The sequence below is a fragment of the Mameliella sp. AT18 genome, from assembly GCF_028807275.1.
GTDB lineage: Bacteria > Pseudomonadota > Alphaproteobacteria > Rhodobacterales > Rhodobacteraceae > Antarctobacter > Antarctobacter albus.
The window spans coordinates 1-15,693 of sequence record NZ_JARAMO010000064.1 but is presented as its reverse complement, the minus strand read 5'-3'; the positions used below and the strand labels follow the sequence as shown (position 1 = coordinate 15,693).

At 64.3% G+C, this 15,693-nt stretch carries 17 protein-coding genes; 10 read left to right on the top strand and 7 right to left on the bottom strand.

Features of this window, described 5'->3' with window-relative positions; translation table 11 throughout:
• The first annotated feature begins 149 nt into the window (after positions 1 to 149).
• The 4 genes from PVW46_RS08215 to speE all read left to right on the top strand — a co-directional run bounded on the left by PVW46_RS08215 (position 150) and on the right by speE (position 3,207).
• On the top strand, positions 150 to 473 hold the full coding sequence (locus tag PVW46_RS08215) for a hypothetical protein (RefSeq protein WP_069208369.1): 324 nt from the start codon (positions 150 to 152) through the stop codon (positions 471 to 473).
• Complete coding sequence (locus tag PVW46_RS08210) at positions 470 to 1,516, top strand: TFIIB-type zinc ribbon-containing protein (protein WP_139132241.1); 1,047 nt, start codon at positions 470 to 472, stop codon at positions 1,514 to 1,516. The genes PVW46_RS08215 and PVW46_RS08210 overlap by 4 nt, the downstream gene beginning before the upstream one ends.
• Before the next feature lie 201 nt (positions 1,517 to 1,717).
• On the top strand, positions 1,718 to 2,239 hold the full coding sequence (gene speD, locus PVW46_RS08205; RefSeq protein WP_069208371.1) for an adenosylmethionine decarboxylase: 522 nt from the start codon (positions 1,718 to 1,720) through the stop codon (positions 2,237 to 2,239).
• A 116-nt stretch (positions 2,240 to 2,355) separates the two neighbouring features.
• On the top strand, positions 2,356 to 3,207 hold the full coding sequence (speE, locus tag PVW46_RS08200; RefSeq protein ID WP_043139106.1) for a polyamine aminopropyltransferase: 852 nt from the start codon (positions 2,356 to 2,358) through the stop codon (positions 3,205 to 3,207).
• Between the two features lie 105 nt (positions 3,208 to 3,312).
• On the opposite strand, the gene PVW46_RS08195 is transcribed toward speE, so the two are convergent.
• The gene (locus PVW46_RS08195) at positions 3,313 to 3,666 is read right to left on the bottom strand and encodes a PaaI family thioesterase (protein WP_245189010.1); all 354 of its coding nucleotides are present in this window, start codon (positions 3,664 to 3,666) and stop codon (positions 3,313 to 3,315) included.
• Positions 3,667 to 3,789: 123 nt separating this feature from the next.
• On the opposite strand from PVW46_RS08195, the gene PVW46_RS08190 reads away from it, so the two are divergent.
• The 4 genes from PVW46_RS08190 (at position 3,790) to gluQRS (ending at position 7,547) form a co-directional block, all read left to right on the top strand.
• Entirely contained in the window at positions 3,790 to 4,578 is a 789-nt protein-coding gene (locus PVW46_RS08190; protein WP_069208373.1) for an enoyl-CoA hydratase, read from the top strand.
• Between the two features lie 111 nt (positions 4,579 to 4,689).
• Positions 4,690 to 6,054 carry a methylenetetrahydrofolate--tRNA-(uracil(54)-C(5))-methyltransferase (FADH(2)-oxidizing) TrmFO gene (gene trmFO, locus PVW46_RS08185; RefSeq protein WP_069208384.1) on the top strand — a complete coding sequence of 455 codons (1,365 nt, stop codon included), beginning with the start codon at positions 4,690 to 4,692 and terminating at the stop codon, positions 6,052 to 6,054.
• Positions 6,055 to 6,066: 12 nt separating this feature from the next.
• Positions 6,067 to 6,672: a class I SAM-dependent DNA methyltransferase gene (locus PVW46_RS08180; protein ID WP_069208374.1), complete on the top strand. Its 606-nt coding sequence runs from the start codon at positions 6,067 to 6,069 to the stop codon at positions 6,670 to 6,672.
• On the top strand, positions 6,669 to 7,547 hold the full coding sequence (gene gluQRS, locus PVW46_RS08175; protein ID WP_069208375.1) for a tRNA glutamyl-Q(34) synthetase GluQRS: 879 nt from the start codon (positions 6,669 to 6,671) through the stop codon (positions 7,545 to 7,547). The genes PVW46_RS08180 and gluQRS overlap by 4 nt, the downstream gene beginning before the upstream one ends.
• Before the next feature lie 4 nt (positions 7,548 to 7,551).
• Here gluQRS and hisI read toward each other — a convergent pair whose 3' ends face one another.
• Positions 7,552 to 7,932 carry a phosphoribosyl-AMP cyclohydrolase gene (gene hisI, locus PVW46_RS08170; RefSeq protein ID WP_083242179.1) on the bottom strand — a complete coding sequence of 127 codons (381 nt, stop codon included), beginning with the start codon at positions 7,930 to 7,932 and terminating at the stop codon, positions 7,552 to 7,554.
• Between the two features lie 48 nt (positions 7,933 to 7,980).
• On the opposite strand from hisI, the gene PVW46_RS08165 reads away from it, so the two are divergent.
• Positions 7,981 to 8,433 (top strand): iron-sulfur cluster assembly scaffold protein, encoded by a 453-nt coding sequence (locus tag PVW46_RS08165; protein ID WP_274575547.1) that lies wholly within the window; start codon positions 7,981 to 7,983, stop codon positions 8,431 to 8,433.
• Positions 8,434 to 8,628: 195 nt separating this feature from the next.
• On the opposite strand, the gene PVW46_RS08160 is transcribed toward PVW46_RS08165, so the two are convergent.
• From PVW46_RS08160 to sciP, 5 genes are all read right to left on the bottom strand, one after another.
• The gene (locus PVW46_RS08160; RefSeq protein ID WP_261394632.1) at positions 8,629 to 8,751 is read right to left on the bottom strand and encodes a hypothetical protein; all 123 of its coding nucleotides are present in this window, start codon (positions 8,749 to 8,751) and stop codon (positions 8,629 to 8,631) included.
• Between the two features lie 132 nt (positions 8,752 to 8,883).
• On the bottom strand, positions 8,884 to 10,974 hold the full coding sequence (recG, locus tag PVW46_RS08155) for an ATP-dependent DNA helicase RecG (protein WP_274575544.1): 2,091 nt from the start codon (positions 10,972 to 10,974) through the stop codon (positions 8,884 to 8,886).
• Positions 10,971 to 13,223 (bottom strand): NAD-dependent DNA ligase LigA, encoded by a 2,253-nt coding sequence (gene ligA / locus PVW46_RS08150; RefSeq protein ID WP_069211367.1) that lies wholly within the window; start codon positions 13,221 to 13,223, stop codon positions 10,971 to 10,973. Before ligA ends, recG begins: the two co-directional genes overlap by 4 nt.
• A 62-nt stretch (positions 13,224 to 13,285) precedes the next feature.
• Entirely contained in the window at positions 13,286 to 14,002 is a 717-nt protein-coding gene (gene ctrA / locus PVW46_RS08145; protein ID WP_043139223.1) for a response regulator transcription factor CtrA, read from the bottom strand.
• Between the two features lie 94 nt (positions 14,003 to 14,096).
• The gene (sciP, locus tag PVW46_RS08140) at positions 14,097 to 14,375 is read right to left on the bottom strand and encodes a CtrA inhibitor SciP (RefSeq protein ID WP_043139226.1); all 279 of its coding nucleotides are present in this window, start codon (positions 14,373 to 14,375) and stop codon (positions 14,097 to 14,099) included.
• Positions 14,376 to 14,498: 123 nt separating this feature from the next.
• Between sciP and mnmA the strand changes: the two genes are divergently transcribed.
• Positions 14,499 to 15,641, top strand: coding sequence for a tRNA 2-thiouridine(34) synthase MnmA (mnmA, locus tag PVW46_RS08135; RefSeq protein ID WP_043139229.1), 1,143 nt, complete (start codon positions 14,499 to 14,501; stop codon positions 15,639 to 15,641).
• Positions 15,642 to 15,693 lie beyond the last annotated feature (52 nt).

Here is a 15,693-nt window from a genome sequence, read left to right as displayed (position 1 = left end):
TAAATTCACAAAATCAATCACTTAAGATTACGGTAACATATTACCCCATATTTTGACGCCCCTTTGCCTCCGCACAAGGTCAGGGAAAACCGCCTTGCGATGCAACGGACCGCCATGCAGTCTGCGCCCGAACAACAACAAGACCCCCGATGCAACCACTCTCTTTCCTCGGTCCACTCCTCTCCGGCCTCGCCCTGCTTGCGGTCTCGACCGCCGTCGGCGCCGGGGCCATGCGCAAGCTGGTCCACGTCTACGAGGCCAAGCACGAGCTGAAACAGGGATCGGCCGGCTTCCTGCGCACCATCGCGGGATGGTCCTGGATCGCGATCTGGGCAATGTCCACCTGGTTTTTCGCCACGATCATCGGTGACTGGGGCGCCTCGGGCGATCTCGACGGGGCCATCGCGCGGTCCTGGCTGCGTCTTGAAATCCTGCTGCATATCGCCAGCGCGCTCTCGGACGCCGATTCATGAACATGATCGACACCGACCAGTCAGAACTGCGCTGCCCGAACTGCGGCGGCCAGTGTCTCTACGATCCCGCCGCGCAGGCGCTGGCCTGCACCAGTTGCGGCGACACCCGGACGCTGGAAACGCCCTGGGACGGGGCCGCCAGCGCCGAGACGGACTATCACGCGGACACGCCCGAAACCCTGCCGCCGGACCTGCCCGACAGCCGTGCGCATCGCTGCGAAACCTGCGGCGGCGAGGTGGTGTTCACCGGGACCGCCCTGTCGGACCGCTGCCCCTATTGCGACGGCGCCGTGGTGCTGTCCTCGGCCGACACCGGCTATCGCACCACCGCGCTGATCCCCTTTCGGGTTCCGGAAAAGGATGCACAGAAACATGCGCTGGACTGGGTGCGCGGGCGGCTCGCGGCCCCAAAAGGCCTGGCCGCAACCGTGGAAAAAGGCCGTGTTGCAGGGCTTTACGCCCCGTTCTGGACCTTCGACAGCACCGAGGCGGTCGACTACTGGGCCAGCTACACCACCGGCAGCGGCAAGAACCGCCGCACCCGGCGCACCAGCGGCAGCATGACGGTGGATTTCGACGATCTCCTGATGCCCGCCAGCCCGCATGTGACGCCACTGATCCGCGACGGCATCCTGCACCATTTCGACCCGCGCCGCCTGCGCCCCTACCGCGCCGGATACCTCGCCGGGTTCGCCGCCGAGCGCCATCATCAAAGCGTGGCCGAGGGCCTGTCCGCCAACGAGGCGGACAAGAGGCTGCTGATCCGCAACCGCATCAAGGGCCATATCAACAAGAGCCGGGTGTCCAACATCGGCTTCAACGCCGACACCTCGGGCATCCGCTATCGCCGCATCCTGCTGCCGGTCTGGATCCTGCACTACCGCTGGAACGACACGCCGATGAAGGTGGTCGTCTCCGGTCTCGACGGGCGCACCTTCGGCGAACGCCCCTTCTGCCGCTGGAAACTGACGGGATACGCCGCCCTGGCCAGCCTGGCGGTGATCGCCTTCGGCCTGCTCTGGGGGATCGGCGCCGCGCCCTGACCGCCTTGCCCGGACCGCATGGCGATTTTTCTCGCGCTTGCAGCAATTTCCTCTTGAACGACTCGGGGCAGGCTCTTAGGTGGGCCTCACTTTCGGACCCGATCCCAACCCGGACGCCCAGCCCTCGTGCTGGGCTCATGTGTCTTCGGGGGGCGCTAAGGGACCGACTGGAACGCACTGCTGGCTTGAAGGAGGCATGTCATGAAGGACATCAACCTCTTCCAACTGGGGTACGGTCTGGAGACAGGCGCCCAAGAGGAAGACACCACCCGGGGTCTGGCCCCCGCAAACGAATCCGTGTTGCCGCGCGACGTCTTTGACGAGAGCCGCGACGATCACTTCATCCGCCGCGACGGCAGCGTCTTCGCGGGCACCCACCTGATCATCGAGGTGGTCGACGGCGAGGGTCTGGACGACGAGGCCCGCATCCAGCAGGCCTTTCGCGACTGCGTCGAGACCTGCGGCGCGACCCTGCTGCACATCCACACGCACAAGTTTTCGCCCCAGGGCGTGAGCGGCGTGGCGGTGCTGGCCGAAAGCCATATCTCGGTCCACACCTGGCCGGAAATCGGCTACGGCGCCTTCGACGTCTTCATGTGCGGCGATGCCGAACCGTGGAAGGCCGTCGACGTTCTGGGCCGCGCCTTCTCGACCGCCGACGTGCGCGTCAAGGAGCTCAAGCGCGGCGAAGGCGTGGTGGCCGAGGCCGGTATCGCGGCCTGACGCGACCTGACCGCATGGCAAAGGGCGGCCCCGGCCGCCCTTTTTTCATGTCCCCCGTTGAGATGACACGCGGCGCGGCTATCCTGCCGCCCGCATGCCGCAAGGAGACCGACCCGATGACCGACAAGACCTGGATGCGCGAAGCGCTGCACGGCCACTACGCCCAGAGCTTTACCGTCGACGAGCTGCTGTACGACAGCGAAACCGACCACCAGCGCCTGCGCGTCTTTCAGAACGGCACCTTTGGCCGGATGCTGACGCTGGACGACGTGGTGCAGACGACAGAGGGCGACAATTTCATCTACCACGAGATGCTGACCCACGTCCCGATCCTGGCCCATGGCGCGGCGAAACGGGTCTGCATCGTCGGCGGCGGCGATGGCGGCATGGCGCGCGAGGTGCTGAAACACGCCGGCGTCGAACAGGTCACGATGGTCGAGATCGACGCAGGCGTGGTCGAATTCTCCAAGCAATACCTGCCGATGCTGTCCCAGGGCGCCTTCGAGGACGAAAGGCTGGACCTGGTGATCGCGGACGGGGCCGAGTTCATGAAGGTCACCCAGGGCGGCTATGACGTGATCATCGTCGACAGCACCGATCCCATCGGTCCCGGAGAAGTCCTGTTCACCGATACCTTCTACGGCCATGCGAAACGCGCACTGGCCCCGGGCGGAGTTCTTGTCACGCAGAATGGCGTACCCTTTCTGCAGGGCGAGGAACTCACCAACACCATGCGCGCCTTCCAGGCACTCTTTGCGGATGCCACCTGTTACATGGCGACCGTGCCCACCTACGCGGGCGGACCGATGGCCTTTGGCTGGGGCACCGATGGCGCGGCGCGCAGCGTGACGGTCAAGGACCTGACAGAGCGTTTCGCCAGCACCGGCATCGCCTGCGACTACTACACGCCCGAGGTGCACAAGGCCGCCTTTGCCCTGCCCGGCTATGTGCTAAAACTCATGCCCTGAGGGGCAACGATTTTTAAGAAAAATCGTTGGGGGGGCGCTGCCCCCCGCGCCCTGCGGGCGACTCCCCCCGAGGTATTTGCAAAACCAAAGAAGCCGCGGACGCCCCTATCCCCGCGGCGGAATCGAATAGGTCAGCGAGGCATGGGCCAGCGGCTTGGCCTCGCCCTCGCTGTAAAGCAGCACATCCGTCACCGACAGCGTGCGGCCCAGCTTCAGCACCCGCGCCTCTGCCAGAAGGTCGACCCCGGCGGCAGGTTTGCGCATGAAATCGATCGAGCAATGCGTGGTGACCGTCAGCGCCTGTTTGCCGATTCGCGCCAGCGTCGCCACATAGGCCGCCACATCCGCCAGGCTGAACATCGCCGGGCCCGACACCGTGCCGCCGGGCCGCAGGTGCCGCTCGTCGTTGTAAAGCCGCATGACCAGCAGGTCCTCGTCCAGCCTGTCGATCCCGAACATGCCATCCACCTGCGGAAAAACCTCTTCCAGGTACTCACTCACCTCTGCGGCATTCAGTTTCAGCGTCACCGTCTTTCCTCCCGATCTGGCGGCAGCTAATCTGGCCCAAACGAGGAGGACAAGATGCAAATCCTGGAACGTCGCGACACGGATGGCATCGCCCATCTGCACATGAACGCGCCCGAGCGGCTGAACGCGCTCTCGGACGAGATGCTGGCCGCGCTGCAGGACCAGATCGACGCCCTGGCCGAGGACCGCGAGACCCGTGTCGTCGTGATCTCGGGCGCGGGCAAGGCATTCTGCGCCGGGCATGACCTGAAGCAGATGCAGGCCGGCCGCCAGGCCGAGGACGGCGGCCGCGCCTATTTCGCCGATCTGTTCACCCGCTGCGCCAGCGTGATGAGCGGGCTGACCCGCCTGCCCCAGCCGGTGATTGCCCAGGCACATGGCATCGCCACCGCCGCCGGTTGCCAGCTGGTCGCCTCCTGCGATATGGCCGTGGCGGCCGAGGGCACGCGCTTTGGCGTGAACGGGGTGAACATCGGTCTGTTCTGTTCGACGCCGATGGTGGCGCTGACGCGCAACATCCACCGCAAGAAGGCCTTCGAGATGCTGACCACCGGTCGCTTCCTCTCGGCCGAAGAGGCCGAGGCCGCGGGCCTGGTCAACAAGGTCGTGCCCCATGACCAGCTCGAGGACGCGACGCGCGCCCTGGCCGAAACCGTGGCCGCCAAGCTGACGGCGGCAGTGAAGATCGGCAAGGGCACCTTCTACGAACAGATCACGATGGACCTGGACGCGGCCTATGCCCACGCCGGGCAGGTCATGGTCGAGAACATGCTGTGGCGCGATACCAACGAGGGGATCTCTGCCTTTTTGGAGAAACGCCCGCCCGACTGGCAAAAGGGTTAAGGCTTTCTGAGCGGTTTGTACAAAACGTCGGAAATGGCGTACGTTTCGTACAAAACGTACAAACTTCGGAGGGGTCTTGGCAGCGGCGCTGTCCTGGCCTAGATGCGCGCCATGACACAGGAATTGCATATCGTCGGCGGCGGAATGGCCGGATCCGAGGCGGCCTGGCAGGCCGCCAACATGGGCGTGAAAGTGGTGCTTCACGAAATGCGCCCCAAGGTGAAGACCTTCGCGCATCAGACTGGAAACCTTGGAGAAATGGTTTGCTCCAACTCTTTCCGGTCGGATGATCACGAACAGAATGCCGTGGGTTTGCTGCATTGGGAAATGCTGCAGGCCGGCGGGCTGATCATGGCCACCGCCTATGACCGGCGTCTGCCCGCGGGCGGAGCCCTGGCCGTGGACCGCGAAGGCTTTGCACAGAGCGTCACCGACGCATTGCAGGCCCACCCCAACATCCTGATTTCATACGAGGAAATCGACACACTCCCGGACGATGGCCAGTGGATCTTTGCCACCGGCCCGCTGACCTCCCCCGCCCTAGGCGAGGCGATCCAGCGTGAGACCGGCTCTGACCGGCTGGCTTTTTTCGACGCGATCGCGCCGATTGTCTACGCGGAAAGCATAGATATGTCAGTGGCTTGGCGGCAATCTCGCTATGACAAGGGCGAGACCGAGGAAGAGCGCAAGGCCTATCTCAACTGCCCGATGACCAAGGAGCAGTACGAGGCTTTCATCGACGCCCTGCTGGCAGCGGACAAGACCGAATTTCACGAAGGCGAAACAGCAGGTTACTTCGACGGCTGCCTGCCGATCGAGGTCATGGCAGAGCGCGGACGCGAGACCCTGCGCCACGGCCCGATGAAACCCATCGGCCTGACCAATGCGCACAAGCCCGAGGAGAAAGCCTATGCCGTGGTGCAGTTGCGCCGCGACAACGCCCTGGGCACGCTCTACAATATCGTCGGCTTCCAGACCAAGATGAAGTATGGAGCGCAAGCCTCTGTTTTCAAGATGATTCCCGGGCTGGAGAATGCCAGTTTCGCGCGCCTTGGCGGCATCCATCGCAACACCTTCCTGAACAGCCCGACGCTCCTGGACGATCAAATGCGCCTGCGGTCCAAGCCGAATATTCGCTTCGCAGGTCAAGTCACAGGGGTCGAGGGCTACGTCGAGTCCGCGGCAATGGGGTTGATCTCCGGACGCATGGCCGCCTCGGAAATCCTCGGAAAGACAATGCCTTCCGTGCCGCAGGACAGCGCCCACGGCGCCCTGATACACCACATCACCGGCGGCGCCGAGGCCAAGACTTTCCAGCCGATGAACGTCAACTTCGGCCTGTTCCGCCCGCTCGAAGGGCTGCGCGGTGGCCGCAAGGGACGCCGGGAACGCTACAAGGGCTACACCGACCGCGCCAAGGAAGTTTGGAGCGCCTGGCTCGCCGAACAGGGGGTTGACGGCCAAGCCGCGGAGTAGAACCCTGCGCCTATGAGCGATCCCTATTTCGACAAGGTCTACAAGGCCCGCACAGACGAAGAGACCCGCGATCTTTATGACGCCTGGGCAAAGACTTACGACGCAGCGGTCGAGGGCGAAGGCTATGCCACCCCGCGCCGCTGCGCCGAAGCCCTGCTCGCTTTCATGCCGGACACGACCGCGCCGATCCTCGATTTCGGCTGCGGCACGGGTTTGTCGGGGCTGGCTTTGCGCCTGGCTGGATTCACGACCATCGACGGTGTCGACCTGTCGCCCGGCATGTTGGAGCTGGCGCAAGAGCGCCAGACATACCGCAACCTGTCCCGGATCGGCACGGATGATCCGTTGCCCGAGGGCTATGCCGCCATCGCGGCCATCGGTGTGATCGGCGCCGGGGCAGCCCCTTTGAATGCACTGGAACGGCTCTTTGACGCGCTGGACGCAGGCGCGATGTGCGTCTTTTCCTTCAACGATCACACGCTGGAGGATCCGGAATTCCAAGCTCTGGTGGATCGCCGCATCGCAGACGGCAGCCTGACACGACTCTTCCAGGAACACGGCCCCCACCTTCCCGGAAAGAACATCGCCTCAACCGTTTATGTCGTTGAAAAGAAGTGACATTCACAACGCGCTTTGCGCCTTCGCCAACCGGCCCTCTGCATCTGGGGCATGCCTATTCGGCGCTTCTGGCACATGATTTGGCGCGCGCTGCCTCAGGCCGTTTCCTGCTGCGGATCGAGGACATCGACCATACCCGTTCGCGCCCCGAATGGGACCGCCAGATCCTCGAGGACCTGACGTGGCTCGGCGTGACATGGGATGCCCCGCCAATGCGGCAGTCCGACCGCACGCAGGCCTACAGCGCGGCGCTTCAGGATCTGTGGTCGCGTGGGCTACTCTATGGGTGCAGTTGCACGCGCCGCGACATTGCCGCCGCTGTTTCCGCCCCGCAGGAGGGCGTGGAGGTGCCTCATGGTCCGGATGGCGTGATCTACCCGGGCACCTGCCGGCATCGCCACCCACGCGACACAGCCAAGCCACCCAAAGGAATGGCGCTGCGACTGGACATGGCCGCCGCGCTCTCGGCCTTGCCAGAACCGCTGGCCGGTTTCGTTGAATCCGGTCCGGACGGTCTCACAGCCGGCCGCAGGATCACCGTCTCTGGCGCCGACTTTACACTGGGGGTCGGCGATATCGTTCTGTCCCGGAAAGATTTTCTTGGATCATACCATCTTTCGGTCGTACTGGATGACGCCGCGCAGGCCATCACCCACGTGATCCGCGGAGAAGATCTTTTCGATGCCACGCAGATCCACGTCCTTTTGCAGGCGCTCCTGGGACTGCAAACGCCTGTCTACTTGCATCACCGCCTGATCCGCGATGAAAACGGCCGACGCTTGGCCAAACGTGACGACGCCCGCGCAATAGCCACTTATCGAGCCGAAGGCCGCAGCCCACAGGACATCCGCGAGATGGTGGGCCTGACGACCTGAGCCGCTACTCCGTCATCGGCTTCATGAGTTCGACCTCGTCGCCATCGCGCAACGCTGTGTAGAAACAGCTGCGGCGGTTGGTGTGGCACGCCGGGCCGGTCTGGAGCACCAGCGCCAGCAGGCAATCCCGGTCGCAATCCACCCGCAGGTCCACCAGTTCCTGAACGTGCCCCGAACTCTCTCCCTTGATCCAGAAGGACTGCCGCGACCGCGACCAATAGGTCACGCGGCCCGATTCCAGCGTCCTGGCCACGGCCTCGGCATTCATCCAGGCCATCATCAGCACCTCGCCCCCCTTGGCGTCCTGCGCGATGCAGGGGATCAGGCCGCGATCATCATACTTTAGTGTGGAGGTGTCGAAACCCATTGGAAAAACCTTTTGCATCGGGGACGGTGCCGCCTATGTATGGGAGACCTGCAGCAGGAGAAAGCCATGAGCGGCGAAACCGACCTGATCAAGCTCTATTCCGGTCGCATCCTCGAACTGGCGGCGGATATTCCGCATAATGCCCGGCTCGAGGATCCGCAGGTCAGTGTCAAGAAACGCTCGCCTCTGTGCGGGTCGACCGTGACGGTGGACCTCACCATGAAGGACGGCAGGGTTGCTGACTTTGGCCAGGACGTGAAGGCCTGCGCCCTGGGCCAGGCAGCGGCGTCCGTCGTGGGTGGCGCCATCATCGGACGCACCCCCGAGGAAATTCAGGCCGCCCGCGATGCCCTGCGCGCCATGTTGAAAGAGGACGGCCCCACCCCGCCCGCCCCCTTCGACGGGCTTGAGGTGCTGCGCCCTGCCGCGGCCTACAAGAACCGCCATGCCTCGATCATGCTGGCGCTGGACGCGGCCAGCCAGGCGGTCGAGGAAGCGCGCGACTCGCAGTCCGCCTGAGCGGCTTACTCCCTTATCCCTGAACGAAAAAAGCCGCCGCACTCCGGGACAAGGAGGCGGCGGCAAGGAGCGTGTTGATCCATAGGAACCCGTGGTCGTGACCGGTTACAGGCAGGCGAACCGATCTGGGGACAGGCGGCACATCGGGACAGGAGATGTGCGAAAGACCAAGGCTACAGACACGCAGGCAGAAACTCAGAAAACGGACGGCAGGTGCAGCGCACCGATGAAGATCACCGCCAGAGCAACGGCGCCGAGGGCATCCTGCCAGAGCGTATCGTGCTGGCGGGTCAGGACGGTCTTGACGGTGTCGATCATGGCTCGGCTCCAATGTTCCGTTTGTTGACCCTTTGTTCTCACATTATTAACACCCTGTAAAGAACTTAATGAGAACATTTGAGAACAAATTGTGAGCAGCAAGAGGAACACGGCCTCCCCGGCCGTTTAACGTCATCCGACACCGATCAGGCGGATGGCCTCGTCCTGCCGCATCAGCCAGAGAAGCAGGCGCGCCGCCTGCCCGCGCGGCCCGGTCAGGTCCGGGTCCTCTGCCAAGAGCCTGCGGGCATCGGACTGGGCCACGGACATCAGCGCCGCCTGGCGCTCCAGGTCCGCCACCCGGAACCGTGGCAAGCCGGATTGCGCCACGCCAATCACGTCACCGGCGCCGCGCATCTCAAGGTCGACCTCCGCGATGCGAAACCCGTCTTCGGTTTCGCGCAGGGTCGTCAGGCGTTTCATGCCGGTCTCGGACAGCGGCGGCTGGTACATCAGCAGGCAGGTCGAGGCCGCCTCACCCCGTCCGACACGACCGCGCAGCTGGTGCAACTGCGCCAGCCCGAAACTTTCGGCCCGTTCGATCACCATGATCGAGGCATTGGGCACGTTCACCCCCACCTCGATCACCGTGGTCGCCACCAGGACGGCGGTCTCTCCGGCCACGAAACGCGCCATCGCCGCGTCCTTTTCCGCGGGCGGCAACTGGCCGTGCACAAGGCCCACAACCCCTTCTCCAAGCGCCGCGCGCAGGTGCTGAAACCGCGCCTCGGCGGCCACGAGGTCCGAGCTTTCGCTTTCCTCGACCAGCGGGCAGACCCAGTAGGCCTGCCGCCCCTCGGCGATGGCGCGACGCAGGTGGTCGACAACCTCGTCCATGCGTTCGTTAGAAATCAGCGCCGTCTTGACCGGTTTGCGGCCCGGCGGTTTCTCGTCCAGAACCGATACATCCATGTCGCCGTACTGCGCCAGCGCAAGGCTGCGCGGGATCGGCGTGGCGGTCATGACCAGCACATCGGCGCCCACGCCTTTCTTGCCCAGTTCCATCCGCTGCCGCACGCCGAACCGATGCTGTTCATCGATGATGGCCAGCCGTAGGTCGTGAAACGCGACATCGGCCTGGAACACCGCATGGGTGCCAACAAGGATCTGGATGTCCCCCCGCGCCAGAGCGGCCAGCTTCGCCTTGCGTTCCGCGCCCTTGTCGCGGCCTGTCAGCAGCTCCAGCACCACGCCCGCGCTTTCGGCCAGCGGCTGCAACCCCTCAAGGTGCTGCCTGGCGAGGATTTCGGTCGGGGCCATCATGACGCCCTGCCCGCCAGCTTCGACCGCGGTCAGCAGCGCCATGAACGCGACCAGCGTCTTGCCCGAGCCCACGTCCCCCTGCAACAGGCGGTTCATGCGCTGGGGCTTGGACATGTCCTCGGTGATTTCGCGGATCGCAAGCGTCTGCGCCCCGGTCGGACTGTAGGGCAGCGCGGCCAGGACCCGGTCGCGCAGATGCCCATCCCCCTCGCTGACGATCCCCGGAGCGCGCCGCCGTTTCGCCCGCGCCAAGGCCAGAGTCAGCTGGTGCGCCATCAACTCGTCATAGGCCAGGCGGGCGCGTGCCGGCGCGGTCGGGGCAAGGTCCTTCTGCCCCTCGGGCGCATGGGCCGCCCGCAGCGCCGCATCCCAATCGGGCCAGCCCTCGGAGGATTTCTGCACAGTGTCTATCCACTCTGGCAGGTCCGGCAGGCGGGTGAGCGCATCGGTCATCGCCCGGGTCATCAGTTTTTGCGTGATGTTCCCCGTCAGCGGGTAGACCGGCTCGAACCCCGGCAGTTGATCCGCCTCCTCGGGGCGCAGCATGTGTTCCGGATGGACCATTTGCGGCACGCCGTCGAACAGTTCGACCCGGCCCGAAAGGATGCGCCGCTGCCCGGTGGGCAACATGCGTTTGATATACTCGCCGCCGCCGTGGAAAAAGACCACCTGAAAGCGCGTGCGGGCATCGTCAGCCTCGACCCGGTAGGCGCCACCGCGCCGGGCTGCGGGACGGTGATTTCCGATCATGGCCTCGACGGTCGCGACGCCGGGCAGTTCGGCGGCGATCACGCTGTCCCTCAGGTGCCGGTCGATTCCGGAATAGGGCAAGGTGAACAGCAGGTCGCGCGGGGTTTCGATCCCCGCCGCTTCGAGGGCCTGCGCCGATTTCGGCCCGATCCCGTCCAATCCGGTGAGATCGGCGAAAAGCGGCCAGAGCGGCTCGGGCCGTCCACTCATGCGCCGATCAGCTCCAGCCAGCTGTCCTCGTCCAGAACCGTCAGGCCCAGCTCTCGCGCCTTTTTCTCCTTGCTGCCGGCGCCCGGACCCGCGACCACGATATCCGTTTTTTTCGAGACCGAGCCCGAGACCTTGGCCCCCAGCGCCTCTGCCCGCGCCTTGGCCTCGGCCCGGGTCATCCGTTCGAGCGAACCGGTAAAGACCACGGTTTTCCCCGCGACGGCAGAGCCTTCGGTATCGGGCCGTTCGGCTTCCTGGATGTCCAGATGGGCGGTCAGCCGGTCGATCGAGGCGCGCTCGGCCTCCTGCGCGAAACTGGTGACAAGTGCAACGGCGACCGTGGCGCCGATGCCGTCAATGCCGGTGATCTCGTCCCAGGCGGCGCGCGCCTCGGCGGGCACATCGGCCCAGGCGGCGTCCCGGCTTTCCTTGATCCGCGCGCGGCGCCCCTCTGTTGCAGCTGCACGGCGTTCGGCCTCTTCGGCGGCGTCGGCTTCGCGTTGCGCCTTGGCCGCGAGACCAGCCGCGTCGACGGCCGTCACCAAGGCCTGCCAGGTGCCGAAATGTCTGGCCAGGTCGCTGGCCGCCACCTCTCCAACATGGCGAATGCCCAGGCCAAACAGCAGGCGCGCCAGCGGAATGTTGCGGCGTTCCTCGATGGCGGCAAAAAGATTGGCGGCGGATTTCTCCCCCCAGCCTTCGCGATTCTTGAGCTGCTGCATCCCGCTGCCATAGCGGGCCTCAAGCGTGAAGATATCCGCCGGTTCGGCGATCCAGCCGTCGGCGTGGAATTGTTCGACCTGTTTCGCCCCCAGCCCCTCGATGTCAAAGGCCGCGCGAGACACGAAATGTTTCATCTTTTCGACGGCCTGCGCCGGGCAGACCAGGCCGCCGGTGCAACGGCGCACGGCGTCACCCTCTTCCCGGATCGCGTCAGATTCACACTGCGGACAGGTGGTCGGGAACTGGTAGGGTTCGGCGCCTTCGGGCCGTTTGGACAGATCCACATCCGCCACCTTGGGGATCACGTCGCCGGCGCGATAGACCTGCACCCAGTCCCCGATGCGGATGTCCTTGCCATCGCGGATCAAATTGCCGCTGCTGTCCCGCCCGGCGATGTAGTCCTCGTTGTGCAGGGTGGCATTCGATACGACGACACCTCCGACCGTCACCGGCGTCAACCGCGCCACCGGGCTGAGCGCGCCTGTGCGACCGACCTGGATGTCGATCGCTTCCAGCCGTGTCCAGGCCAGTTCGGCGGGGAATTTATGCGCGATGGCCCAGCGGGGCGTTGTCGACCGGAACCCAAGCCGTGCCTGCAGGTCGAGGTCGTTGACCTTGTAGACAACACCGTCAATATCGTAACCCAGCGTGGCGCGCTGTGCCTCGATCCGCGCGTAGTGTTTCAGCATGTCTTCCGGCCCGTCGCAGAGGCGGGTCAACGGGTTGGTCTGAAACCCGAGCTGCGTAAAGCGCTCGATGGCCGCCATCTGCGTTTCGGCCAGGGGCTCGGAGAGCTCTCCCCAGGAATATGCGAAGAACCGCAGCGGCCGGCTGCGGGTAATTTCTGAATCCAGTTGCCGCAGCGATCCGGCGGCGGCATTGCGCGGGTTGGCGAAAGTCTTGCCGCCCCGTTCCGCCTGCCGGATGTTCAGCGCCTCGAAATCGGCATGGCTCATGTAGACTTCGCCGCGCACTTCCAAGACCTCAGGCGCGCCGGTCAAGGTTTCGGGAATGTCACCGATGGTGCGGGCATTGGCGGTGACGTTTTCCCCCTCGTTCCCGTCGCCGCGGGTGGCGGCCTGAACGAGCTTTCCGCTCTCGTAGCGCAGCGACAGCGACAGGCCGTCGATCTTGGGCTCGGCAGTGTAGTGCAGCGGCGCCTCCGCGCCCAGGCCCAGGTAACGCCGGATCGATGCGTCGAAATCCGTGATGTCCGTATCTTCGAAGGCATTGGACAGAGACATCATGCGGATCGCGTGCCGAACTTTCGAGAACCCGTCGGCCGGGGCCGCGCCAACCTGTTCGCTAGGGCTGTCGTCCCGTTTCAACTCCGGAAACCGCGCCTCGATCTCGAGGTTGCGCCGTTTCAGCGCGTCATACTCGGCGTCGGAAATCTCCGGCGCGTCCTCGGCGTGGTAGGCCCGGTTCGCCTCGCCCAGAATATGCGAAAGAGACGCGAGTTCCTCTCGCGCCTCTGTCTCGGTCAGATCCTTGACCGTCTTTTCACTGAAGGCTGTCCTGGCCATCTCTGCCCCCCGCGTCTCACCTGCCCGAATTGATAGGCGGGGTCAGAGGCAAGGTCCAGCCGTCACCCGTTCGCGGCGATCGCCTTGGGTTCATCCTGGCTGGGTTCGGGATCGCGCAGGACGTAACCACGGCCCCAGACGGTCTCGATGTAGTTGTCGTCGCCGGTGGCCTCGGACAGCTTCTTGCGCAACTTGCAGATGAACACGTCGATGATTTTCAGTTCCGGTTCATCCATGCCCCCGTAGAGATGGTTGAGGAACATTTCCTTGGTCAGGGTCGTCCCCTTGCGCAGGGAAAGCAGTTCCAGCATCTGGTATTCTTTGCCGGTCAGATGCACGGGCTTGCCCGCGACCTCGACCGTCTTGGCGTCCAGGTTGACCGAGATCTTGCCGGTGCGGATGATCGACTGCGAATGCCCCTTGGAGCGGCGGATGATCGCGTGGATACGCGCCACCAGTTCGTCCCGGTGAAAGGGTTTGGTCATGTAGTCGTCAGCGCCGAACCCGAACCCCTTGATCTTGGACTGGGTATCGTCCTCGCCGGTCAGGATCAGGATCGGAGTGTCGATCCGGGCTACGCGCAACTGGCGCAGGACCTCATGCCCGTTCATGTCCGGCAGGTTGAGGTCCAGCAGGATCAGGTCGTAATCGTAGAGCTTTGCCAGGTCGATCCCCTCTTCGCCCATGTCGGTCGAATAGACGTTGAGATTGGCATGGCTCAGCATCAGTTCGATACTTTTCGAGGTGGTGGGATCGTCTTCAACCAGCAAGATACGCATTTGGGTCTCCGGGCAATGTCTTCAGGTTGTACCCATGTTTCGACTAAAAAGGTTAACGCCCTGTTACCATAACCGGAAGGATCAGGATTACAACTCAAGGTTGACGATATTTCTGGACCCGTGTGACTTTCAGGGCGTCTTCGCCATGTTCGGTCGCGGCCTTCACCCACTCCAGCAATTCCTCGTCGCTGAGATTGTAATGGTCCTTGGCCTGCTCATGGCTGATCAAGCCGAAGGTCACCGCCTTGACCACCGCGGCCTTGCGCGAGGCAACCCAGCGGCGGGTTTCCTGGGGCGGCAGGTCCGCCCGGGTCATCGTACTGCCATCGGGAAGCTTCACTGCGCGCGGACCGTCGATCTTTTTAAGGTACATGTTGCCTGCTCCAACATTTCGTTGGCGGTCATAAAGCCACGCGGCACTTAACGACGACTGAAACGCCCCCTTGAGAATAGGTCGGATTTTCCTATATTTCCCGCCATTCCAAGGAGAGACGTCATGCCCCTCGACACGCGCCCGCTGAACTCGCTGGGCCTGCCCAAACCGCCTTCCGAAACCCGGGTGGTCGTCGCCATGTCCGGCGGCGTCGACAGTTCCGTCGTGGCCGCCATGCTCAAGGAAGAAGGCTATGACGTGGTCGGCGTCACGCTGCAGCTGTACGATCACGGCGCAGCCCTGGCCAAGAAAGGCGCCTGCTGCGCCGGCATCGACATCCACGACGCGCGCCGCGTCGCCGAATCGATGGGCTTTCCGCACTATGTCCTCGACTACGAGAACATCTTTCGTGAAGCGGTGATCGACGAATTCGCCGACAGCTACCTGGGCGGCGCCACGCCGGTGCCCTGCATTCGCTGCAATGAACGGGTGAAGTTCAAGGACCTGCTGGAGACCGCCAAGGACCTGGATGCCGACTGCATGGCGACGGGCCACTACATCCAGCGCAAGATGGGCGAAAGCGGCGCGGAACTGCATTCCGCCGCCGACGCCTCGCGCGATCAGAGCTATTTCCTGTTCTCGACCACGCCCGAGCAGTTGGATTACCTGCGCTTTCCCCTGGGCCACCTGCCGTCGAAGGACGAGACCCGGGCGCTGGCCGCGAAATACGGGCTGAGCGTGGCGATGAAGCCGGACAGCCAGGACATCTGCTTCGTTCCCGACGGCAATTATGCCGCCGTGATCGAGAAACTGCGCCCGGGCGCCGCCGAGCCAGGCCAGATCGTGCATGTGGATGGCCGTGTCCTGGGAGACCATGAAGGGGTGATCCACTATACCATCGGCCAGCGCCGGGGCCTGGGCATCGGCGGGTTGTCGGAACCGCTGTACGTGGTGAAACTGGACGTGGAGGCACGCCAGGTGATCGTCGGCCCCAAGGAGATGCTGGCCACCCGCAAGGTCCCGGTGCGCGAGATCAACTGGCTGGGCGATGAGCCCTTCACCAGCCGCGAGGAATGGCATCTCATGGTCAAGGTCCGCTCGACCCGCCCGCCGCGCGAGGCGGTGGTGCGCCCGATTTCGGAGACCGAGGCCGAGGTGGAACTTGTGGTGGCCGAGGAAGGCGTCAGCCCGGGCCAGGCCTGCGTCTTCTATGCGCCCGAAGGCTCGCGCATCTTTGGTGGCGGCTGGATCTGGCGCGGGTACTGACCGCCGTGCGGGCCCTTGGGACAGGAGCGAGGGGCCAGCCCCTCGCGCTCCC